The organism is Sphingorhabdus sp. (assembly GCF_046596595.1).
In the GTDB taxonomy this organism is placed as follows: domain Bacteria; phylum Pseudomonadota; class Alphaproteobacteria; order Sphingomonadales; family Sphingomonadaceae; genus Sphingorhabdus_B.
This window is the reverse complement of the sequence record NZ_JBKJMB010000063.1, coordinates 19,841-41,195: the sequence shown is the minus strand read 5'-3', so window position 1 is coordinate 41,195 and position 21,355 is coordinate 19,841. Positions and strand designations below refer to the sequence as shown.

Below are 21,355 nucleotides of genomic sequence, written 5' to 3'. Positions count from 1 at the left end.
TAAGGCACGCATATGCTGTCGCTCACGAAACTTGTGGCCGAGGAACTGGCCGTGCCGGTTCAGGACGGTGTGTGCGACTTTGCTGAACATATAGCCGCGCAATTTGGTGCCGCATCGCGCGCGGTGCTGTTTTATGGCTCTTGTCTACGTTCCGAACAGTTGCACGGCGAAATGCTCGACTTTTACCTCATTGTTTCGGATTATGAGGCTGCGTACGGAAAAACCTGGCGGGCGACATGGAACCGCCGCTTGCCGCCTAATGTCTTTCCGGTCGAGCATGATGGCCTTATCGCAAAAGTTGCCGTTCTGAGCGAAGCGGATTTTCACGAACTGAACCGGCCATCTGCCTCTGCCGTGTCGGTCTGGGCGCGATTTGCGCAACCATCGCGCCTCGTTTGGTGTGCCGATGAAGCGGCGCGCCAGTCCGCGATCATGGCGATTTCGGGCGCTGCACCGACGCTGTTGAACGGCGCGCTGGCATTTGTCGAACGCGAGGTTGAAGTGCTTGATCTTTGGCAGTCCGGGTTTCAAATGACCTATAGCGCTGAGCTTCGGGCTGAGCGGAAGGACCGGCCATCGTCGGTCATTGCTTTCGACCCCGAACGTTACACGCGCTTTGGCGTGGCGGCGCTTCATCACACATTGATTGCCAATGAGCATCGCGGCAATAAAATTGTCCTGCAGCCCGACCTGGAGGGCAGGATTGTGCAGGAAAAGGCGCGCTGGCCGGGCCTTCGCCGCAGGGGCAAGTTGCTGACCATTGCGCGGCTTGCGAAGGCCGCGTTCACTTATGCCGGGGGAATCGATTATCTGGCGTGGAAGATAAATCGCCATGCAGGCACGCAGATTGTCATCCGGCCATGGCAGCGTAAGTGGCCCTTGGTTGCGGCGTTGTTTCTGGTGCCGAAGTTATGGGTGAAAGGCGCAGTGCGTTAGCGCTACGCTCGCTTGCGTTGGGCCAATAACACAAAAGCAAAAACACCCGCAAACCCTGCGGGCAACCAAAGGCTGTTGAGGCCGAAGCTGCGAAACATCAAGGCGCCAACTGCCGCGCCTGTGACAAGGCCAAGCCAGAGCAGAAGATAGGGCAGCCATTCAAAACGTGCGCCGCCACTCAATGCCGTTGCCATCCCCTGCCCAATTTTGACGAGCGCGCCTGTCATGTAAGTTAGCCCGAACGACACCGATCCTTCGCGTTCAAAAAGTGTGTTTTCCAGCCCCATGCAGAAAGCCGCGGCACACAGACCAACCCATAAAAATCCCATGCCAGCGATCAATGGCGCGGCAAACAGCAACAGCGATATGATGATGAGGATATATGCCTGCCGTTTTGTTGCCGAAAGCGAATTCTTGCGGCCAATCAATGACCCTACCACAACGCCGGCAACAAAGCATAAAAGCAACGCAGCGACCATAGAGACGTAAGGCGCTGCTTCGACTACACCGACGCTGAAGCGCGTGGAATTACCGCTCATAAACGACAGGAAAAACCCGCCGCTGGCAAGAAATCCGATGGCGTCGACCATGCCCGCCATGGCCGCAAAACTGACGGCCAAGATACGGGCATTACGGTCAAGCCTGTTCATATTCCGGTCGTCAGATGATCCCGACGGCTTTGCCCGCCCGTTCAAAACGGTCGAGAATGTCGGCGACCTGCGCGCTGCTGTGTTCGGCGCACAAGGAACAACGCAGCAAGGTCATGCCAGCTGGTGTCGCTGGTGGCCGAGCGAGATTCACGTAAAGCCCGTTTTCGAGCAATGCCGCCCACATCGCAGCGCCTTTTTCCAGATCAGGCATGATCACCGCAATGATGGCGCTTTGTGCGTTCGGTGTGCCCAATTGGAAGCCCAGATCGCGCAGCCCCTGATGCAGGCTTTTCGAATTCTCCCACAAATGTGCGCGCTTGTTATGGTTATGCATCAACTTGCGGATGCTCGTGGCCGAACAGGCGACGACCGAGGGTGGAAGCGACGCGGTAAAAACATAAGGACGGCAGACAAGCCGCATGATCTCGAACTTCGGATGGTTCGAAACGCAGAAACCGCCGACCGTGCCGACTGATTTGGAAAAAGTGCCGATGATGAAATCGACATCATCGAGAACGCCCTGTTCCTCGGCAACGCCGCGGCCATTTTCGCCAATGAAGCCCATCGAGTGCGCTTCATCGACCAGAATCATTGCGCCGGCTTCTTTCGACACGCGGATCATCTCTTTCAGGGGCGCGACATCGCCAAGCATCGAATAGACACCTTCAAGAACCACCAATTTGCCAGCGTCGGCAGGCAAACGCTTGAGACGTTTTTCCAGTGCCTCAACGTCATTATGGCGGAACGCGACGATTTCGGCGTCGCCCATTTTGCAGCCGTCATAAATCGACGCATGACTGTCGATATCAAGGATGATGTAATCGCCCTTGCCCGCAATCGTACTGATGATCCCAAGGTTTGCTTGATACCCAGTGGAAAAGACCATCGCGTAGTCCATTCCATAAAATTCCTTCAGCGCGTCCTCACACTCCTTATGGCCCTGAAACGTACCATTCAAAACACGGCTGCCGGTGGTGCCCGCGCCAAATTCGTCCAAAGCCTGTTTGCCAGCCGCGATGACATCATCGTCAAAGGTCATGCCCATATAATTATAGGTGCCAAGCAAGATTGTTTCCTTGCCATTGACGACGGCAACGGTTGGCGATTTCACCTCTTCCATCACCAGGCTGAACGGATCCTTCACGCCAGTGGCGAGCAGGCCTTCGCGTTGGGCAATCAAGGCGTCAAATTTGGAGAATAAGTCAGTCATCAACGTCTTTCCGTTAAAAATCAGGCAGCGGTCATCTTGGTTACGGCATCGGCAAGCTGGCCAACATTTTCAATCTCGGCCTGCAAATTCATGCTGATGATAATGTCGAAGCTGTCTTCGACTTCGGCAACGAAATCCATGACGGTCAGGCTGTCCCATTCAAGGTCGCCAGCAAAGGTCGTTGCCTCGGTTACTTCAACACCTTTTTTGTTGAATGGCTCAATCAGGCCCATCAGGCGATCAAGCATTTCGCTCCGGTCAGTCATTCGAATTCCTTAATTTACGCGCAGGCTTTGCGTCGGCTTTGCGTCGGCTTTGCGCGCTATGGCAAGGGAATAAGGCGGCAAGAGGGCAAAATATGGTGGCTACATCCAGCCATGTTTTCGATACCATGCAACGGTGTCTATCAGCCCTGCAGGTGTTGCTATTTCGGGCTTCCAAACATCGGGGGATGGCATAGCGTCCCTGTTGATCGTCCAGTCTGGATGCGCAAGATAGCTGGCACGGTCAGGGGTCAACTTTGCCTTTGATCCGCGAACCGCCCGATCGGCCCATCCTGCAAATTTGAGCAATGCTACGGGCGCATGCAATGTTCTGATATCCCGTCCGACGACTGCCCCGATGGCTTTGGCAAAACCTTCGTGAGTCCAGCCGTTTGGAGTGCCGTCGTCGGCTTCCACGACGTACTTTGACATATTTTCGGCGGAAAGCAACGCCACCAGCAAGCTTGCCAGATCATCGACATGGATAACCGACACGCGTCCGCGCGGTGGCAGAATGGCCCATCCTTTGGCCGCGATCCGAAACATATCGAACATTTCGGTGTCGCCGGGGCCATAAACTCCTGGCGGCCGGATTATGGTCCAATCGAGCGTTGAAGAAGTAACCAATGACTCGGCTTTTGCTTTGCTCGCCCCGTACATCGACAGGCTTGGATGACGCGCCGCTAGCGATGAAACGTGGATAAAGCGGCTTATCCCCGCCGCATCCGCGGCAGCGAGCATGTTAAAAGTGCCAGTCACATTTCCGCTTTCGAACCCTGCAGCGTTAGGTGCATTGACGACGCCCGCGACATGCAGCACCGCGTCGGCACCTTCGGACAATTCCGCAAGGCTGGCCGTGTTATCCAAGCTGCCGTGAACCCAGCTTACGCCATCTTTTTTGGACTGGTCCCGCCGAGTCAGCGCGCGGACATGCCAACCAGCGGCAACAAGCCGGTCAAGCGTGACGCGTCCAACAAAACCCGTCGCTCCCGTCAGCGCGACTGTCTTCACAGAAGAACCAGCTGGTCACGGTGGACAAGCACTGACCGCGGCACAGTGCCCAATATCGCCGCCAGCTCGCTTGACCGATGACCGCAAATGCGTGCTGCATCGACTGCATCATATTCCGACAGCCCCCGCGCAATCGCGATGTCGTCGTCGGCGCTGATGTCGATCACGTCGCCGCGCTTGAACTCGCCTTCAACTGACAATGCGCCAGCTGGCAGAAGGCTGCTGCCCGTTTTCAAAGCCGCAACCGCGCCGGCATCAATCCGGATCCGACCCTTTACCGTCAGCCGCCCGCCAAGCCAGCTTTTGCGGGCCGATGCGCCTTCGCGCGGGGCAAAGAAGGTTGAAGGGCCGCCTTGCTCCAAAGCCGAGAGAGGGTGGTCGCGCAGCCCTGAAGCTATGACGAGGCCAATGCCAGCGCGCGTTGCGATATCCGCCGCATCAAGCTTTGACGCCATCCCGCCCGACCCCATGCCGGACGATGAACCTTCAGCCACCATCACCCGCACACGGCCATCGATCTTCTCAACGCTTCGCAGCAGCACTGCACCGGGCAGATGCGGTGCGCGATCAAACAGGCCATCGACATCAGAGAGCAAAACCACGCCCGACGCTCCAGCGGCCTGTGCGACGCGCGCGGCCAAGCGGTCGTTATCGCCGAAGCGGATTTCTTCGGTGGCAACGCTGTCATTTTCGTTGATCACAGGCACGGCCCCTGCACCCAACAGGCGATCAAGCGTCGCAGCGATATTGAGATAGCGACGGCGATCCTCAAGGTCGTCGAGCGTCACCAGCATTTGCGCCGCGGCAAGCCCTTGCGCTTCCAGAAGTTGTGCCCAGATGCCCGACAGCACAATCTGTCCAACCGACGCCGCCGCCTGCGCATCGGCAAGGCTGGCACGTCCGCCCTTGTCAAAGCCAAGTTTGCGCGCACCAAGCGCAATTGCGCCCGAGGTTACAATAATGATCCTTTGTCCCGCCTTGTGCCGCGTGGCAACATCCGCAACGAGCGTTTGAAGCCATTCACGGCGGACATTGCCATCGGGTTGAACCAACAACGACGATCCGACCTTTACCACCAACAAGGGGCAAAATGCGGGAGACAGCTTATCCACGGCCAGTCCACCCAGCGCCGTCACGCTGAACTCGTTTCATCATCTTGCTTTTCGACATCGATCCAAAACCCTGAAACAAGTTAAGGGTGACAGCATTTTGGCGAGGAGACGTATCATTCATCGCTAGACCCCGTCCACGCCGGTTTTGTAAAGGCTGGGCGCAATGATCAAATCGGCGACCATGTCCCATCCTCGGTTATGCCCGCGTTTTTCGCGCCTTCGATTCCGCTTTTCGCCGGGAGTTCCTCCAAAATCCGGTCGAGGACAAGATCAACGCCCTGCCCGGTTGCGCCCGAGATGGCGATGACGTCCTTCGCCCCTGCTGCCTGAAGCTGTTGCGCAATGTCAGCCATCAATTCCGGATCAAGCAAATCGCCCTTGTTCAGTGCGACAATCTGGGGCTTTTCATCCAATGCCGCGCCATATTCGCTGAGTTCGTCGCACACGATATGCCATGCGGCCACGGGGTCATCCTGAGTCGCATCGATCAAGTGAATGAGGATGCGGCAACGTTCGATATGGCCCAAGAACCGGTCACCAATGCCAACGCCTTCGGCTGCCCCGGCGATGAGGCCGGGAATATCGGCAAGCACAAATTCGCGTGATTTGTGGTCAACAACGCCCAATTGCGGGCGCGTGGTGGTGAAGGGATAATCGCCGACCTTGGCTTTGGTGTTGGATACCTGATTGATGAAGGTCGATTTGCCTGCATTTGGCATACCAACCAACCCGGCATCCGCCAGCAGTTTCAGCCGCAACCAGACATACATTTCTTCGCCCGGCCAGCCCGGACCATGTTGGCGCGGTGCGCGATTTGTTGAGCTTTTATAAGAAGCGTTGCCACGCCCGCCGTCGCCGCCGCGCAAGAACACGACGCGTTGACCAACCTCGGTCAAATCAAGCAGCAAAGTGCGCTCTTCATCGTCCGCCAGCACCTGTGTTCCCACCGGCACCTGGATGACCAGGTCATCACCATAGGCGCCATGGCGGTCACGGCCCATACCCTGAATACCGCGCATGGCTTTGAAATGTTGCGCGTAGCGGAAATCGATAAGCGTGTTCAGCCCAGCCACAGCTTCAATAATGACATCGCCGCCTTTGCCGCCATTGCCGCCGTCGGGGCCGCCATATTGAACATATTTCTCGCGCCGAAAACTGACCGCGCCGGGGCCACCTGCGCCCGAACGGACAAAAATTTTAGCTTGGTCAAGAAAGTGCATGTAGTGGCCTTAAACTATCGTAGCGACTTCGTCATCCCGAACTCGTTTCGGGATAACGGGCTAACGTCGCATGTTCTGCTGAAACAAGTTCAGCATGACGAAACTTGGGGAGCGGAATGTTGCCGACAACGCGGACTGGCGAGCTAGCCGAAGCCTTAGCGAAAATTGGTGGAGCCTAGGGGAGTCGAACCCCTGACCTCTACACTGCCAGTGTAGCGCTCTACCAGCTGAGCTAAGGCCCCATCTTACCGCCCAAAGGACGGCGTTGGTGAGGAGCGCCACTAGCTGGCGCTCCTGCATATTTCAAGCGCGAAGATTAGATATCGTCAGGCTCGCCTTCAGTGCCGGCGACCCCAAGGTCTTCGTCACCACCCAGGTCGACGTCATTGTCTGGCGAGACATCGCCATCGACAGCATCTACGTCGATGTCGAGATCGTCATCGGCCAGATCGGCGTCATCCTTCTTCTTCTCGACTTCCTCAAATGGCATCGGCTGCTTTGATTTTAATACGGGTTCAGGGGTCCACTGGTTGCCGCATTCAATGCATTCAACCGGCTCGTCCTTAGTCAGGTCATAAAAACGCACGCCACATTTCGGGCAAGTGCGCTTGGTTCCCCATTCAGCCTTGATCATGGCGGGCTTAAATCCTTTTTAAACTGGCTTGGAAAGGCGATGCACGTGCGTGAATCACCGTCAATTGGCGCGGCCTTTGCCACAGCGCTGCGCCGCTGTCAAAAATTACTGTGGTCGTTGACTTGATCGCGCATCATCCGCAAAGCGCAAATGGTGACGCAGCACTCCCAAACCAGACCCGGCCGTTTTCAGCCCCAAGGCCCGTTACGCGGCACCGTAAAGGTCCCCGGCGACAAATCCATCTCGCACCGCGCCCTGATGCTCAGCGCGCTTGCCATTGGCGAAAGCCGGATTTCGGGATTGTTGGAGGGCGAAGATGTTTTAGCGACCGCCGCCGCCATGCGCGCAATGGGCGCCCATATAGAACGCACAGGCGATGGCGACTGGACCGTGCATGGTGTAGGCGTGGGCGGCCTCATGCAGCCCTCTGGCGCGCTTGATATGGGCAACAGTGGCACATCGACGCGATTGTTGATGGGACTCGTTGCCAGCCACCGGCTGACTGCGACATTCATTGGCGATGCGAGCCTGTCCAAAAGACCGATGGGCCGCGTCATCGATCCGCTTTCCCTAATGGGCGCAGAGTTTACGGCAAGTCCGGGCGGCACGTTGCCATTAATGGTGCGGGGGTTGGTCCCTGCCGTGCCGATAAGCTACCGACTGCCGGTTGCCTCGGCGCAAGTCAAAAGCGCTGTCCTATTGGCGGGGCTCAACATCGCTGGCATCACGGAGGTCATCGAGCCTGTGCCTACCCGCGACCATAGCGAGCGCATGTTGCGCGGTTTTGGCGCGGATTTGACGGTGGAGGTCGATGCCGAAAACGTGCGGCACATCCGCCTGATGGGCGAAGCCGAATTAAAGCCGCAGGAGATCGAAGTCCCCGGCGATCCATCGTCGGCAGCGTTCTTCATAGTCGCAGCATTGATTACGCCCGGGAGCGAAGTTACCGTCACCCATGTCGGCATGAACCCGACACGCACGGGAATCTACCAGATACTGCAAGCGATGGGCGCTGACCTGACATACGCCAACCAACGTGAAGTCGGCGGCGAACCAGTTTCCGACATCACGGCACGGCATTCTATATTGCGCGGGATTGAAGTACCGCCCGATGTTGCGCCAAGCATGATTGATGAATTTCCCGTGTTCTTTGTCGCCGCAAGCATCGCGCAAGGCCGCACGACGACCAGCGGTCTGGACGAATTGCGCGTCAAGGAGTCCGACAGGCTTGCGCTAATGGCAGCAGGCTTAAAAGCAATCGGTGCGCAGGTTGAAGAACGCGAGGGTGGCCTCATCATCGAAGGCACTGGCGGGGAACCTTTGGAGGGCGGCGCGACCGTGTCGAGCGCGCTCGATCACCGCATCGCCATGAGCTTCGCGGTGGTTGGGCAGCATATTTATCATCCCGTCACTGTCGATGATGTCTCGCCAATTGCGACAAGCTTTCCGACATTTGAAGCCATCTTAAATAAACTGCAGGCACAAAATGACTGAATATCTCTCACCCTTTGCTGCTGACCTTGTCGGCTTTGCCGGCAGCTTCTTCATCGTCGCGGCTTTTGCTTACAGCAATCTGACGACGCAGATGAATGCGTTGTGGTTCAACGTGGCCAACTTCATTGGCGCTGCGTTGCTGACCATATCGCTGACCGTCAATTTCAACCTCCCAACGATGGTGTTGGAAATCGTCTGGATGGCGATTGCGCTGTTTGGCATGACAAAAGCGCTGATGGCGCGCCGCGCAGAGACAGGCACGCCGAAGTGATCATTGCCGTTGACGGGCCAACTGCCTCAGGCAAGGGCACGTTGGCAAAGGCATTGGCGGCGCATTTCGGATTGCCGTTCTTGGATACGGGATTGCTGTACCGCGCTGTTGGTCGGCAGGTGCAGCTAAACCAAGGCAAACCTGATGATCCGGCGGATGCGCTGGCTGGGTGTAGCTTTGCAGACAGCCTACTTAATGACACTGTTCTGCGGAGCGAGGAAGTTGGCGGGTTGGCGAGCCGCGTGTCCATCCATCCAGAGGTACGCGCAGCATTGAACAAGCGGCAAGTTGAATTTGCCAACCAACCCGGCGGGGCATTGCTTGATGGCCGCGATATCGGAACGGTCATTGCACCGCACGCCGATGTGAAGCTGTTTGTAACGGCTCCAGCCGAGGTTCGCGCCCGCAGGCGGTATGACGAAATGCGACGACACGGCATGAGTGTAGATTATCCTGCTATCCTCGCGGACATTCGCGCGCGCGACGAACGGGACATGGGCCGTGCCGACGCCCCGCTGAAAGCGGCTGAAGACGCGCTATTGCTTGATACCGGCGATTTGACTATAGGCGACGCCGTTCAAGCCGCGATAGCGCTGGTGGAGTCGCGACTCCGCACGCGTTGAGTGGCGGGAGTGTTTCGCAGAAAATCTGCGTCATGCTGAACTTGTTTCAGCATCTTATTTTGGCAAATGCCTTCGTTAGTAAGACCCTGAAACACGTTCAGGGTGACGCTGCTATAATTCTGCAACCCTCTTAAAACGAACGCTTTGCTGCTATTCGGGCAGTAAGGCAACTCTGGTCAAAGACCGTCGGAACCAACCGACTGGCCGGACAAAAAGTACGCAAGGAAACTCTAACCTATGGCAACTTCGCCAAACCCGACCCGCGACGATTTCGCGGCACTTCTCGACGAATCACTTGGTGGCGCAGACGGTGGCTTTGAAGGCCGCGTCGTTAAAGGCACCGTAACCGCAATCGACAATGACCATGCCGTCATCGATGTGGGGCTCAAATCCGAAGGCCGTGTGGCGCTGCGTGAATTCGCTATGCCCGGCCAGAAAGCCGACCTTAAGGTTGGTGACGAAGTTGAAGTCTTCGTCGACCGCGTAGAAAATATGAATGGCGAAGCCATGTTGAGCCGTGACCGCGCCCGCCGCGAAGCAGCTTGGGATGTGCTTGAAGGCGAATTCGACGCTGGCAACCGCGTCGATGGCGTTATCTTCGGCCGCGTCAAGGGCGGCTTCACTGTCGATCTTGGTGGCGCAGTGGCATTTTTGCCCGGCAGCCAGGTTGACGTGCGTCCCGTACGCGACGTTGGTCCATTGATGGACATCGCGCAGCCATTCGTCATCCTGAAGATGGACCGCAAGCGTGGCAACATCGTTGTATCGCGTCGCGCCATTTTGGAAGAAACACGCGCAGAGCAGCGCACTGGCCTCATCCAGAACCTCGCCGAAGGTCAGATCATCGACGGCGTTGTCAAGAACATCACCGATTATGGTGCGTTCGTTGACCTGGGCGGCATCGATGGCCTGCTCCACGTCACCGACATCAGCTACAAGCGGATCAACCACCCAAGCGAAGTCATCAACATTGGTGACACCGTCAAGGTACAGATCGTCCGTATTAACAAGGATACACAGCGCATCAGCCTTGGCATGAAGCAGCTGGAAAGCGATCCTTGGGATGCAGCGGTTGCCAAATATCCAGTCGGCACAAAGCTCAAGGGTTCAGTTACGAACATCACCGAATACGGCGCGTTCATTGAACTCGAAGCCGGTATCGAAGGTCTGGTCCACGTTTCGGAAATGTCATGGACAAAGAAGAACGTCCACCCCGGCAAAATCGTTTCGACGAGCCAGGAAGTCGACGTTGTCGTTCTCGACATCGACATGGAAAAGCGCCGCATTTCGCTTGGCCTCAAGCAAGCGCACGACAATCCATGGGCATCGTTCGCAGAGAAATTCCCAGTTGGCTCGACCGTCGAAGGCGAAGTCAAGAATGCAACTGAATTTGGCCTTTTCATTGGCCTCGACGGCGACGTCGACGGCATGGTGCATATGTCCGACATCGCATGGGGCATCACTGGCGAAGAAGCGTTGCATCTCCACCGCAAGGGCGAAACCATCAAGGCGATCGTCCTTGACATCGACGCCGAGAAAGAGCGCATTTCGCTTGGCATCAAGCAGCTTGAAAAGGGTGCCCCGTCGGCAGCCGGCGCTGCTTCGGCAAGCGGCCTGAAGAAGGGTGGAACCACCACTGTGACGGTACTTGAAGTGCGCGATGGCGGACTTGAAGTGCAAGCGGGCGAAGATGGCGCAACTGGCTTCATCAAGCGCGCTGACCTTGGCCGCGATCGTGACGAGCAACGTCCGGACCGTTTCCAGGTTGGCCAGAAGTTCGACGCAATGATCACTGGCTTTGACCGTTCGAAGAAGCCAAACTTCTCGGTCAAGGCGCTTCAATTGGCTGAAGAAAAACAAGCCGTTGAGCAATATGGTTCGTCAGATTCAGGCGCGTCGCTTGGCGACATCCTGGGCGAAGCACTTAAAGGCGCTAAAAAATAAGCTTCGGCTGATCACTTTATCCGGAATATCGGATCAGAAACCCGCTCCTGACGCCAGGAGCGGGTTTTTTTATGCTTTTCGGTGCCTTCTGATACGTAAACCCATTGTAATCTGAAAAAATTGCTGCCAAATTGGTGGTAATAGTCGTATGTAGCTGGTATTGTGTTACAAAAGTCGCCCCAAAGTGAAGGACATGATATGATCCGTTCGGAGTTGATCAAGAAGCTGGAAGCCGAAAATCCCGAGCTGAAAACAGAGGAGATCGAAAAGATCGCTGATCTGTTTTTCAACCAGATAATCCAGCGCCTCGCCGATGGTGGACGCGTTGAGCTGCGCGGCTTTGGCGCCTTTTCAACACGCGACCGCAGCCCCCGCAAGGGCCGCAACCCGCGCACCGGCGATTCAGTCGAGGTGCCGTCAAAGCGCGTACCGTATTTCAAACCCGGTAAAGAAGTCCGGGAACGCCTCAACACTTGAGCCTAAATCACAAAGTCACTTGACCATGCCGGTGTAATGCTGTCTGCGCGTGGTCAAGCGGATGTGGCGGAATGGTAGACGCTACAGACTTAAAATCTGTTGTCCTTTTGGGCGTGCGGGTTCGAGTCCCGCCATCCGCACCATTTTGCATCGCTAACGCTGCAGAAGCAGCGTTATCGTCAAAGCGTCGTTTGTTGTCCGGCAAGGCACATAATTCCATTCACCGTTCATGCGCCCTTCCTTGGCTTTTTACGACGAACCTTTGTCATGCCCTTTTGGCGACCAGATCGGGGCGATTGTTTCGGACATGCCGGAATGGGTTCAGGTCCAGAACATTGCCTCACGCGCTTAATTGCGCGGGGGTTGCCGACGATAACTGAGGGCTTCGGCAATGTGGATTCGCCCGACATCGGCGGAAAGCGACAGATCGGCAATCGTTCGCGCAACGCGTAATATGCGGGTGTAGCCTCTGGCCGACAGTCGCATGGCTTCCGCCGCCTGCGCCAACAATTTCTGCCCTGCTGCATCGGGTGTTGCAAAAGCCGCGAGCATATCGCCGTCAAGGTCAGCATTGGTGCGCAAGCCAGATCCGTGCAAGCGCGCACTTTGCAGTTGCCGCGCCACATGTACGCGCGCAGCTACCTCGGCAGAGCCCTCCGCAGGCGGCGGCAAAACCAGGTCCGCTGCACTTACTGCCTGCACCTCAACGTGCAGATCGATCCGATCGAGCAACGGCCCTGAAATCTTGGCCTGATAATCTGCAGCACAACGCGGGGCGCCGCTGCACGCCAGTGCGGCGTCGCCGAGATGTCCGCATCGACATGGGTTCATCGCCGCAACAAGCTGCACATTTGCCGGAAATGTCACATGGCTGTTTGCACGAGCGACGCTGACTTCACCGGTTTCAAGCGGTTGCCGCAGGCTGTCGAGAACGCCGCGTTGAAATTCAGGGAGTTCGTCGAGGAACAAGACCCCGAGATGCGCTAGGCTAACTTCGCCGGGACGGATGCGTAATCCTCCGCCGACCAAGGCGGGCATTGAGGCGCTGTGGTGCGGCGCGCGAAACGGACGTGTCCGCATGAGCCGTCCGCCCTCCAATGTTCCGGCAACCGAAGCTATCATCGATACTTCAAGCGCTTCGGCAGGCGGGAGTTCAGGCAATATCCCCGGCATACATGACGCCAAGAGCGACTTGCCTGCGCCGGGCGGTCCGACCATCGCCAGATTGTGACCACCGGCAGCAGCGATTTCGAGGGCGCGCTTTGCGGTCTCCTGACCTTTGACCATTTTCAAGTCCGGGCCGCGTTGGCGGGCTTCCACTGCTCCCGGCTCTGGCGTACGCAACAATGACTGGCCCTTTAGATGGTTGAGCAACGCAAGCAGATCGGGCGCCGCTACAACTTCGATTTCTCCTGCCCATGCCGCTTCTGGTCCTTGCACTGCTGGACAGATAAGCCCCAGCCCCCGCGAAGAAGCGTGCAACGCAGCCAGAAGCACACCGGGCGATGCAGCAACCCGACCATCTAGCCCCAACTCGCCAACCACAACAAAGTGGGCCAGCGTTTCTGCATCCACCAGTCCCATGGCACCAAGCAAGGCGAGCGCGATGGGGAGGTCATAATGCGACCCTTCTTTTGGCAGATCGGCAGGCGACAGATTTATAGTGATCCGCTTGGGCGGTAGCGCCAGACCAAGCGCCGAAATAGCGGCGCGCACGCGCTCGCGGCTTTCTGCAACGGCTTTGTCGGGAAGGCCAACAACGGCAAACCCTACCATGCCAGGGGCGACCTGACATTGGACCTCAACGCTGCGCGCTTCCAATCCCAGATAGGCGACCGTGGAGACTATCGACACCATATTGGTTCCCCACAAAACGAAATGAGCCCCCGCCATGTCGGGATGTGACATAACGGAGGCCCAGCCGACCGGTCCAGAGATCGACACACATTTCTTGCAACGAAATTCGCGTTAGAGGCAACTGCCTACGTCTCGTATACTAAACGTTAGTATATCTAATGGCATATTTTTTACACAAACAAGGTGTCGGTGTACTTTACACTATGACCATGAGTTGCCGTTAGAAGTCCACTTGCTCATAATGTTTGGGCGGCGTGATAACTTCCATCCGTTCGGACAATAATGGCCGGAAACTGGGCCGCGATTTGAACATCGCATACCATGCCTTGGTCTGCTCATGCCCGTTCCAGTCGATACCACCGAGATAATCGGCAACCGAAATTTGCGCAGCCGCAGCCAGATCCGCCATTGTCATCGTTGAACCTGCCAACCACGCGCGGTGGTCGATCAGATAGTCAATATAATCGAGATGTCCGTTTGCCAGCTTCATCGCCTCACGCAAAACTTTGGACTCCGGCGGTTGCCGATCAATCAATCGCTTCTTCATGCGCTCATGCAAAAGCGGTTGCGTGACATCGCCGTAAAACTGTTCGTCAAACCAGGACACAAGCCGCCGGATTTCAGCCCGATATTGCGCAGTGCCGCTGATCATCGGGTTGGTCGAAACCGTCTCGTCAATATATTCGGAGATCGCCACCGAATCGGCCAGCGTAATATTCCGTTCGGAATCGCGCATCACCGGTGTCCGTCCAGCCGGGTTCATTTGCAAAAACTCGTCGCGCTGTTCCCAAGGGTTTTCGCGCACCAGACTATAGGGCACACCTTTTTCGCCCAAGAGCAGACGCACTTTGCGCGAAAACGGACAGAGTGGATATTGATGGAGTTGCCACATGCGTGTCTGTTAGGGCGGGTTATGGATAAAGGGAAGAGCGCGCACCGCAAAACCACGGGCATTAGTCCGATTTAGCTTCTTCACCCGCTTCCCGCTTCGCTTTCTTCGCCATTTCGGCGTCTATTTTTGCCTCGGCGGCCTTCACCTTCCGCTCTGTCTCGGCATATTGCGAGTCAAAGTCCTGCTGACACCCGGCGAGACACGAAAGCGGCAATACCAGAATGAGCAAAAGGATGGCGCGACGCATCAATAGTCCTTTTTATATCTGACATTGACGTTCGACGTGCCGCCAGTACCAATTTGGCTGAGCACCGACAATGCAGGGGTCAGGCTGATTTCCAACTGCGTGGCGGTGTAACCACGCGCGTCGGTAACGATTTCGACATAGACGTCGTTGGTGATATATTGGCCAAAGGCAACCGCCATTTCACGTCCGGTTTTCTCGTCAGCGCTCAATATTCTCAGGCGGTCAAGTCCGGTAGCCGACTGCAACACGCCAAGCGGATTAAGTCCTCCTGATCCCCCGCGCAGGCTGTTCAGCGATCCGGCCAGTTGGACAGCCTGGATAGCTGACAGCTCGCCAATAGAATTTCCAAACAATATTCGCGCCATGATCTCATCCTGGGGCAATGCCGGGGTCGAGCTGAAACTGATATCGGGGTTCTGGCCCGTCCCGCGAATATTGACCCGCACTGTCGTGCCGTCAACTTCGCTTGCGGCAGCAACGCGAATGGACGGGTTGCTGGCCGGACCGCCATTGAAGGAAATGCGACCGCTTTCCAGTTCAAACGACCGGCCAGCAAAACCGAGCGTTCCGCGCAGCAACTCCATTTCGCCCGAAATGAGCGGGGCGTCACTGGTGCCTGTTACCCGCAAATTTGCGCCCCATTCGGATTCCAGTCCCATGCCGCTGACGTATAATTCGTCGGGTGCCTCAAGCCGGATGTCCAGCTTCCAGTTACTTGGCAGGCTGGTGATCGCGTCGGCATTACCTGAAACGCGCGCGCGCCCGATTGGTGTCTTACGGCGGATACCAGTTAAGGTCGCAACCTTTGCGGCACCTTGGCGGATGATCTTGAACCGTGTTTCGGGCAGGCGCAGCGTACCGCTGACCAAAGCAGCGCCGTCGGGCGTATTGGTTATGCTGATTTGCCCGGTGGCCGTCGATGAAATCAACTCGCTGCGCGCGACGCGGGCGCGGTCGAGGTCAAGATTTAACTGCAACGGGAAGCCCTTTGCGGCGCTCAGGTTGACGATCCCCTTGCCCGACACTGTGCCATCGCCCGCCTTCGCACTCAGTTCGGTTACTTCCAGTTGGTCATTGGTAAAAACACCGCGCACGCGCAGCTGCGTCAGACGCGTGCCGTACAGATCATTTTCGTAGACGAGGTCGTTCGCGCGGACGACGCCAGTCAAACGCGGAGTTTGCACCCGGCCCGAGAAATCGGCAGCCACGCCGATATTTCCAGTCAGGCTCTGATCCGCCAGCGCCGCCAGCGAGAATAACGTATCCGCAGGCCCATTATAGCGGATACCGCCCGACAAGGGCGCAGCAAGAAGGCGCTCTGTCCAGCTTGCGTTGCCAGGCGGCAATGGCGTGAGATCGATCTGAAGCCGGCCTACTGCGGCCCCGCGGCGACGGACGATGGCGCGGGCATTGCCGCCGCTGGGCAATAGTCTGCCAACCATGCTAATATCAACCGGTTGCGAACGGGAGCCCAGATTTGTTCGCGCAAAGCGGGATATTTCAAGCCGCGCATCTGCACTCGGGAACGCGGCCAATGACGCCTGCGACCAGTCGAAGCTTCCGGTCGCACGTCCGCTCAGACCGAGCCCGGGCATGAACGGATTGAGCACCGCGATGTCGACCTTGTCCAACCGCGACTGCAACTTTATCGCTTCGCCGTAACTACCCGCAAGACGCAAGTTGCCGTCAGCCACCTTGATAGTGCTTGGCAAAATATCATAGCTGTTTCGGCGCGGAATAATCCTGACCGGGCCATCGGTAGCGAAATCGATGCTATTGGCGCGGCCCTTCAATGCGACCCGCCAAAGTTGCGGCGTGAAGTCTGCATTGCCGGCGATGCGGAACGGAACCTGGCTTCGGCCCTCGGCCAATAATTGCGCAGTGCCTGCGCCTGCACGATAATTGACCTTGACCCGGGCAGCCGCCAACGAGATGTCGTTCACCAGCGCGTTTTCTACCTGAACATCCGCAATGATTTGCGGGCTATCGTACAATATGATGTCCGCATTTATGATGCCGCGTCCGATGGCGAGTTTTTGCGCGCCCGAAAGCTCCGCATTCAGCGCAACCGCGTCGACAACCGCGCGTTGATATGCGCCTTGGGCCGACAATGCGATTGTTCCGTCAAATCCGGAGCCGACTCCCGTCAGGGTTCCCACGAATGGACCCGATGCGGCCTGCCGGATTTGTCCGGTTATGCCGATCCCTGCGAAATTCCCGCGCAATATGTCAATCGTCAGCGGGCCGTTGCCGGACAGGACGTCTATGTTGCCGCTAATCGGACCGTAAGCGGTTGAACCCGTTATCGCGACGGCATAGCCCCGCCGACTTTGCGTAACAACGCCAACGACATTGGACATGCCAACGCCCAATCCCGGATTGGTCGCTGTAATGCGATACACGGGACGGTCAAATGTGCCGGTCATTCCGACCAACACCGGGCCGTATTTGGTGGAATATCCGCGTCCGTTGAACACGACCCGGCCGCCCTCAGTCACATAGCTTCCGCTACCGCTGTTTAGCCGGAATAAGGGCGACACGACTGTGGCGCGGGTAATCTGCAATATGCCATTGCTGCCATAACGGATCCCGGCATTCACGAACATCTGTCCGCCAAGGAAATTCTGGAAGCCGGCGCTAAACAGACGCGTTGAACGCGCTTTGACGGTGCCGACCAGCGCGTAGCCACGGCCAAGTGTCGTTTCCAAATCGACATCAGCTACCACGTTGAACAGGCCAACCGAATTGACCTGAAATCCGTCTACTTTTCCGTTCAATGCGCTGGTATAAAAACCCTTGTCGATATCCCCGACGAGCAGGGCAGTTGCATTAATCCGGTCGGACCGGATCTTCAGATTGTCGGAAAGCAAGCGCCCACCCGAGATGGCAAGATCGCCGTTCAGGCGGACGTTGGTCAAAAGCCCGCCTGCAATCTGGTTGATACCCGTGACGCGCCGCGCCCGTACATTGACCGGAATGATAAAACGGTCGGCTTTGCCTTGCGCTTCGCCCGTCGCGGTAACGTCTTCAAATGTTGTGGCATCAAAAGCAATTCGCTTGGCGCTGGCGGAATAAGCCACAATGGGGCCCGCGAAGACACCATTGAGCAAAGCTCTCCCGCGAATATTCGTGCCGCTGACATTTGACCCAATGATTCCAGGGCGCAGAACCCGAAACTCCAGCGCCAGATCTTCAAAGCTGCCTTCACCCAGATCAGCCATGCCATCGGCATCAACCTCAACCGCTGCCGACCGGACAGTTCCCTTAATCTTTGCAATCCGATCGGCGAAGGTAGCTGCCATGTCTATCGATGTCACTGGCGACAAGGCGCGCATGAGCAAGCCATCGGCCATCAATTTCGCCGGCGCGGCAGTACCCTTGACCGTGAACGTCCCTTCGCGCGCAGACAGTTTGAGGTCAGCGACATCGTCGGACGCGATTTGCGCGGTCAGCGCGCCATCCCATTTGCGCCAACTGCCACGCCCGGATAGTTTTACTTTTATCTGTTGTTCGCGTCCAATTAGTCCAGCGACCAAGCCTTTTGCCGGTGCATCGAGTTTCAAATCGACATCAAAGCGATTGTCGTCGGGCACCGCATCCAGTTTCAAAACAATCCGGTCGCCGCGGATGCTTCCGGCGGTGGCGTCGATTACCGCGCGTCTGTCCGCAATTTGCACTTTGCCCGACAGCGAAGCAATTTGTTCTTCGCCGGTTATGGTTTTGGCAAAGACAATGCGGTCCACCTGCAACCGGTCAATGCTGATATCGATATCAGGCAGTAGCGGGTCGCCGCGGTCAGGTACGATCCGAAACGCGGGCCGACGCGATACGTTCAATTCTTTGGCCGTCAGCGCATTGATGGCAACGCCGCGCTTGAAATAAGACAGCGGGTTCCAGTCGAGCCGGATTTCCGGCGCGCGGGCAAAGTCACCCTTCGGGTCGCGGAAGCGGACATCGTACAAAATCGCGTCGCCATAAATGGACCCTTCGATTTTCCCGATGCGGATGTTCAGGCCATTTTCCAGTTCGAAACTGGCAATCTGTCGCGCAACAAAATTACGACCAGACTGGCTATCGAGCCAGATATAGCTGCCCAATAAAACCGCAAGCAACAGTCCCGCGATCGCCGCAACGCCAATAGCTACCCGCCGCCAGACCATTAAAACGCCTGTCCTATCGAAACATAGACGCTTATTTTCGGCTCGCCTTGCTGGCGATTCAGCGGGGTAGCAAGGTCAAGCCGGACGGGTCCGAAGTTTGTATAAAAACGGCCGCCAATGCCGACGCCGACGCGCCAGTCATTGAATTTCGGCTTTGACGATTCATAGGTTTGTCCAGCGTCGACAAAGCCAACGACACCAAAATTGCCAAAGCGGTATCGCCCCTCAAGCGCAAATTCATTCAGGCTGCGGCCGCCAATTGGATCGTTGTTTATGTCTTTAGGTCCAAGCTGCAGATATCCAAAGCCACGGACCGAGCCGCCGCCGCCGCCGTAAAAACGGCGTGAAGGCGCAAGATTATCGCGTGCAATGCCCGAGATCGTACCAACCCGCGCACGCGCCGCGACGACCATGCTGTCGTTGACCGGGTAATAATAGGATCCGTCCAATATCACGCGTGCGTAAATCTGTTTGCCTGACCCCAATGATGCCTCGGGCGATACGCGCAGATTGACGCGATAGCCGCGGACAGGGTCAAGCAGGTCGTTCGACCGGTCGAAGCCCACTTGCCCGGGTAAAGCGGCGACATAATAAATGCGCCGATCGCGTATCGCGCGTGCGACTTCAAACGTATCTTCGGACGTCGCCAGTATTTCGGCCCCGACCGACCATGTAAATTTCTTTTGCCAGATCGGTGTCGAGACGAACGCCATGGTCGCCGCAAGTCGGCCAGTATATGCTTCGAACGCATCATACGTGCTATGCAGCGCCGACAGTGATATTTCAAAATTGCGATCACGCCGCCCAGCATTGGCGCGCGCAAAGGCAACGCTTGCAGCCTGCTCTTGCGTGCCAAGCACGCCTGCAACTCTTAACGATCCTTCTGGCGGAAACAAATTGCGGTGAGTCCAGCTGCCCTCGGCGCGGAAGCCCTGTCCGGTGCCGTACCCCGCACTTGCAGCAAGCGTGCGGGGCGGAGCAGCCTCCTGACGGACAAGCAGGTCGGCATAAGGTGTCCCATCGGGCGCAACGCCCTCACCTGGCACGGCCTCAATGGACACGGTCGACAATAGTCCCGTTGCAATCAAGGCCGCGCGCAAATCGTCAACCTTGCGGCTGTCGTACAAGTCGCCTGTTTTGAACCGCCGCAAGATGGCGACATGATCCGCGCCGAACGCTGGCGTTCCTTCCGTGCGCAATTGCCCAAAATAGCTTCGTGCGCCCGTTTCCACCGGCAAAGTGTAATCGCCAACGCCCGTATCGCTATCCAGCAATATGTCCCGCTGACCGACCGTGGCGAAGGGATAGCCATTGCGCGGTAAGGTAACCGAAATATTCGCCTCGGCGGCCAACATAACATCTGCAACAATCGCATCGCCGGTTTTCGGCACAAAGCTGCTGCTGATTAGGTCAGCCGGCTGAACCACTGGCGCGGTAAAGGCGATCTGCCCGAGATAATAACGCCGCCCCGGAATGACCGTCAGGACAACATTGATTGCGCCATCGGGGGTTGTCGCAACTTCGGACGTGACGCGAACATCTGCATCAAAAAAGCCAAGCCCGTTCAAGATATCGAGCAGTAACTGGCGATCGGCTCGTGCGCGCTGACCAACCTCGGCGCGGCTGTCGGCGCGGCCATCCCCATCGTCTAAGGAGGACAGATCGTTAAAACGGCTGCGAACATCGCGCCACGCCTCGGCTTCGATCGGCACAGCATCGGCGTCTTTTGCGATTTCGGCGGTCTTTGCTGCATCAAGCCCGTCGACCCGTACGACATAGCGCACCGCGCTGGCTTCCCGCTCGGCCACCTGTGTCGGCTCAGGCGGTGGCTCTGCATCAAAACTTTCAATAGGCGGCAACGGGTCGTCCAAAAGCGGATCCGTGACGGGCGCATCCGGCAGCAGCTCTACCGCGTCATTATCCTGAACTGCGGCTATGGCAGGGTCGGCTGCGGTCTGCTTTGCCTGTTCCTGCGCTGAACCCCCTTCTTCCCGGCTTTCCTGCGCCGCTGTCCATTCATCGATGCTTTCCAGCGGGGCATCATCGAGCGACGGAATGGCCTCGTCAAATTCCGTATCTGTTATTATCGGCGTGCGCGGTCCGGTTGGATCAGCCTCTACCGCCGCTGGCGCAACCGGAACAGGCGTGGAAACAGCAGACGCAGGCGGATTTTGGGCAAGCAAAGGCGCGGCCGCACATCCAAGATATAAAAAGGCAATTGATCGGATCAAAAAGACATCCCCCGGCCCCAACACCACCTCACGCAAAAAGGTTCCGCTGTGGCCTCCGAATATCCGATACTGCGAACGACACCGGTTGCAATAGCAACACGCATGCGCCGTGTTCAACCGACG

Annotated in this window: 18 protein-coding genes and 2 tRNA genes; 7 read left to right on the top strand and 13 right to left on the bottom strand. The window is 57.1% G+C overall.

What is annotated here, in order from left to right; all coding sequences use genetic code 11:
- Nucleotides 1-12 precede the first annotated feature (12 nt).
- Nucleotides 13-936, top strand: a complete 924-nt coding sequence (locus ACLL9E_RS06590) for a hypothetical protein (protein ID WP_411290944.1) — start codon at nucleotides 13-15, stop codon at nucleotides 934-936.
- 2 nt (nucleotides 937-938) lie between these two features.
- On the opposite strand, the gene ACLL9E_RS06585 is transcribed toward ACLL9E_RS06590, so the two are convergent.
- From ACLL9E_RS06585 to ACLL9E_RS06550, 8 genes are all read right to left on the bottom strand, one after another.
- Entirely contained in the window at nucleotides 939-1,586 is a 648-nt protein-coding gene (locus tag ACLL9E_RS06585; RefSeq protein WP_411290943.1) for a YoaK family protein, read from the bottom strand.
- A 10-nt stretch (nucleotides 1,587-1,596) separates the two neighbouring features.
- Complete coding sequence (gene spt / locus ACLL9E_RS06580; RefSeq protein WP_411290942.1) at nucleotides 1,597-2,796, bottom strand: serine palmitoyltransferase; 1,200 nt, start codon at nucleotides 2,794-2,796, stop codon at nucleotides 1,597-1,599.
- 20 nt (nucleotides 2,797-2,816) lie between these two features.
- Nucleotides 2,817-3,062, bottom strand: a complete 246-nt coding sequence (locus ACLL9E_RS06575) for an acyl carrier protein (RefSeq protein ID WP_411290941.1) — start codon at nucleotides 3,060-3,062, stop codon at nucleotides 2,817-2,819.
- A gap of 99 nt (nucleotides 3,063-3,161) precedes the next feature.
- Nucleotides 3,162-4,070: an NAD-dependent epimerase/dehydratase family protein gene (locus ACLL9E_RS06570; protein ID WP_411290940.1), complete on the bottom strand. Its 909-nt coding sequence runs from the start codon at nucleotides 4,068-4,070 to the stop codon at nucleotides 3,162-3,164.
- Nucleotides 4,067-5,182, bottom strand: a complete 1,116-nt coding sequence (proB, locus tag ACLL9E_RS06565) for a glutamate 5-kinase (RefSeq protein WP_411290939.1) — start codon at nucleotides 5,180-5,182, stop codon at nucleotides 4,067-4,069. The genes ACLL9E_RS06570 and proB overlap by 4 nt, the downstream gene beginning before the upstream one ends.
- A gap of 167 nt (nucleotides 5,183-5,349) precedes the next feature.
- Nucleotides 5,350-6,402: a GTPase ObgE gene (gene obgE / locus ACLL9E_RS06560; protein ID WP_411290938.1), complete on the bottom strand. Its 1,053-nt coding sequence runs from the start codon at nucleotides 6,400-6,402 to the stop codon at nucleotides 5,350-5,352.
- 166 nt (nucleotides 6,403-6,568) lie between these two features.
- A tRNA-Ala gene (locus ACLL9E_RS06555) sits at nucleotides 6,569-6,644 on the bottom strand.
- A 74-nt stretch (nucleotides 6,645-6,718) separates the two neighbouring features.
- Nucleotides 6,719-7,036 (bottom strand): FYDLN acid domain-containing protein, encoded by a 318-nt coding sequence (locus ACLL9E_RS06550; protein WP_411290937.1) that lies wholly within the window; start codon nucleotides 7,034-7,036, stop codon nucleotides 6,719-6,721.
- A gap of 150 nt (nucleotides 7,037-7,186) precedes the next feature.
- Here ACLL9E_RS06550 and aroA point away from each other — a divergent pair, with 150 nt between their 5' ends.
- The 6 genes from aroA (at nucleotide 7,187) to ACLL9E_RS06520 (ending at nucleotide 11,988) form a co-directional block, all read left to right on the top strand.
- Nucleotides 7,187-8,530 (top strand): 3-phosphoshikimate 1-carboxyvinyltransferase, encoded by a 1,344-nt coding sequence (aroA, locus tag ACLL9E_RS06545; RefSeq protein ID WP_411290936.1) that lies wholly within the window; start codon nucleotides 7,187-7,189, stop codon nucleotides 8,528-8,530.
- Nucleotides 8,523-8,801, top strand: coding sequence for a CBU_0592 family membrane protein (locus tag ACLL9E_RS06540; RefSeq protein WP_411290935.1), 279 nt, complete (start codon nucleotides 8,523-8,525; stop codon nucleotides 8,799-8,801). The genes aroA and ACLL9E_RS06540 overlap by 8 nt, the downstream gene beginning before the upstream one ends.
- Nucleotides 8,798-9,424: a (d)CMP kinase gene (cmk, locus tag ACLL9E_RS06535; RefSeq protein ID WP_411290934.1), complete on the top strand. Its 627-nt coding sequence runs from the start codon at nucleotides 8,798-8,800 to the stop codon at nucleotides 9,422-9,424. Before ACLL9E_RS06540 ends, cmk begins: the two co-directional genes overlap by 4 nt.
- 237 nt (nucleotides 9,425-9,661) lie before the next feature.
- The gene (rpsA, locus tag ACLL9E_RS06530) at nucleotides 9,662-11,368 is read left to right on the top strand and encodes a 30S ribosomal protein S1 (protein WP_411290933.1); all 1,707 of its coding nucleotides are present in this window, start codon (nucleotides 9,662-9,664) and stop codon (nucleotides 11,366-11,368) included.
- A gap of 198 nt (nucleotides 11,369-11,566) precedes the next feature.
- Nucleotides 11,567-11,845 carry an integration host factor subunit beta gene (locus tag ACLL9E_RS06525; RefSeq protein WP_411290932.1) on the top strand — a complete coding sequence of 93 codons (279 nt, stop codon included), beginning with the start codon at nucleotides 11,567-11,569 and terminating at the stop codon, nucleotides 11,843-11,845.
- A 57-nt stretch (nucleotides 11,846-11,902) separates the two neighbouring features.
- Nucleotides 11,903-11,988, top strand: a tRNA-Leu gene (locus ACLL9E_RS06520).
- Nucleotides 11,989-12,193: 205 nt separating this feature from the next.
- Here the strand turns inward: ACLL9E_RS06520 and ACLL9E_RS06515 are convergent.
- The 5 genes from ACLL9E_RS06515 to ACLL9E_RS06495 form a co-directional block, all read right to left on the bottom strand.
- Nucleotides 12,194-13,702 (bottom strand): YifB family Mg chelatase-like AAA ATPase, encoded by a 1,509-nt coding sequence (locus ACLL9E_RS06515; RefSeq protein ID WP_411290931.1) that lies wholly within the window; start codon nucleotides 13,700-13,702, stop codon nucleotides 12,194-12,196.
- A gap of 220 nt (nucleotides 13,703-13,922) precedes the next feature.
- A complete protein-coding gene (locus ACLL9E_RS06510; RefSeq protein ID WP_411290930.1) occupies nucleotides 13,923-14,594 on the bottom strand; it encodes a glutathione S-transferase family protein in 672 nt (223 codons plus the stop codon).
- Between the two features lie 61 nt (nucleotides 14,595-14,655).
- The gene (locus ACLL9E_RS06505) at nucleotides 14,656-14,841 is read right to left on the bottom strand and encodes a hypothetical protein (RefSeq protein WP_411290929.1); all 186 of its coding nucleotides are present in this window, start codon (nucleotides 14,839-14,841) and stop codon (nucleotides 14,656-14,658) included.
- Nucleotides 14,841-19,001, bottom strand: coding sequence for a translocation/assembly module TamB domain-containing protein (locus ACLL9E_RS06500; RefSeq protein ID WP_411290928.1), 4,161 nt, complete (start codon nucleotides 18,999-19,001; stop codon nucleotides 14,841-14,843). The genes ACLL9E_RS06505 and ACLL9E_RS06500 overlap by 1 nt, the downstream gene beginning before the upstream one ends.
- Nucleotides 19,001-21,232 (bottom strand): BamA/TamA family outer membrane protein, encoded by a 2,232-nt coding sequence (locus ACLL9E_RS06495; RefSeq protein WP_411290927.1) that lies wholly within the window; start codon nucleotides 21,230-21,232, stop codon nucleotides 19,001-19,003. Before ACLL9E_RS06495 ends, ACLL9E_RS06500 begins: the two co-directional genes overlap by 1 nt.
- Nucleotides 21,233-21,355: the final 123 nt, after the last annotated feature.

What these genes read in the sequence shown, in the direction of transcription:
- obgE (WP_411290938.1), bottom strand. Translation starts at nt 6,402, where the DNA reads ATGCACTTTCTTGACCAAGCTAAAATTTTTGTCCGTTCGGGCGCAGGT.
- ACLL9E_RS06575 (WP_411290941.1), bottom strand. Translation starts at nt 3,062, where the DNA reads ATGACTGACCGGAGCGAAATGCTTGATCGCCTGATGGGCCTGATTGAG.
- ACLL9E_RS06505 (WP_411290929.1), bottom strand. Translation starts at nt 14,841, where the DNA reads ATGCGTCGCGCCATCCTTTTGCTCATTCTGGTATTGCCGCTTTCGTGT.
- spt (WP_411290942.1), bottom strand. Translation starts at nt 2,796, where the DNA reads ATGACTGACTTATTCTCCAAATTTGACGCCTTGATTGCCCAACGCGAA.
- ACLL9E_RS06515 (WP_411290931.1), bottom strand. Translation starts at nt 13,702, where the DNA reads ATGGTGTCGATAGTCTCCACGGTCGCCTATCTGGGATTGGAAGCGCGC.
- ACLL9E_RS06525 (WP_411290932.1), top strand. Translation starts at nt 11,567, where the DNA reads ATGATCCGTTCGGAGTTGATCAAGAAGCTGGAAGCCGAAAATCCCGAG.
- aroA (WP_411290936.1), top strand. Translation starts at nt 7,187, where the DNA reads ATGGTGACGCAGCACTCCCAAACCAGACCCGGCCGTTTTCAGCCCCAA.
- ACLL9E_RS06540 (WP_411290935.1), top strand. Translation starts at nt 8,523, where the DNA reads ATGACTGAATATCTCTCACCCTTTGCTGCTGACCTTGTCGGCTTTGCC.
- ACLL9E_RS06550 (WP_411290937.1), bottom strand. Translation starts at nt 7,036, where the DNA reads ATGATCAAGGCTGAATGGGGAACCAAGCGCACTTGCCCGAAATGTGGC.
- rpsA (WP_411290933.1), top strand. Translation starts at nt 9,662, where the DNA reads ATGGCAACTTCGCCAAACCCGACCCGCGACGATTTCGCGGCACTTCTC.
- ACLL9E_RS06510 (WP_411290930.1), bottom strand. Translation starts at nt 14,594, where the DNA reads ATGTGGCAACTCCATCAATATCCACTCTGTCCGTTTTCGCGCAAAGTG.
- ACLL9E_RS06500 (WP_411290928.1), bottom strand. Translation starts at nt 19,001, where the DNA reads ATGGTCTGGCGGCGGGTAGCTATTGGCGTTGCGGCGATCGCGGGACTG.
- ACLL9E_RS06590 (WP_411290944.1), top strand. Translation starts at nt 13, where the DNA reads ATGCTGTCGCTCACGAAACTTGTGGCCGAGGAACTGGCCGTGCCGGTT.
- ACLL9E_RS06585 (WP_411290943.1), bottom strand. Translation starts at nt 1,586, where the DNA reads ATGAACAGGCTTGACCGTAATGCCCGTATCTTGGCCGTCAGTTTTGCG.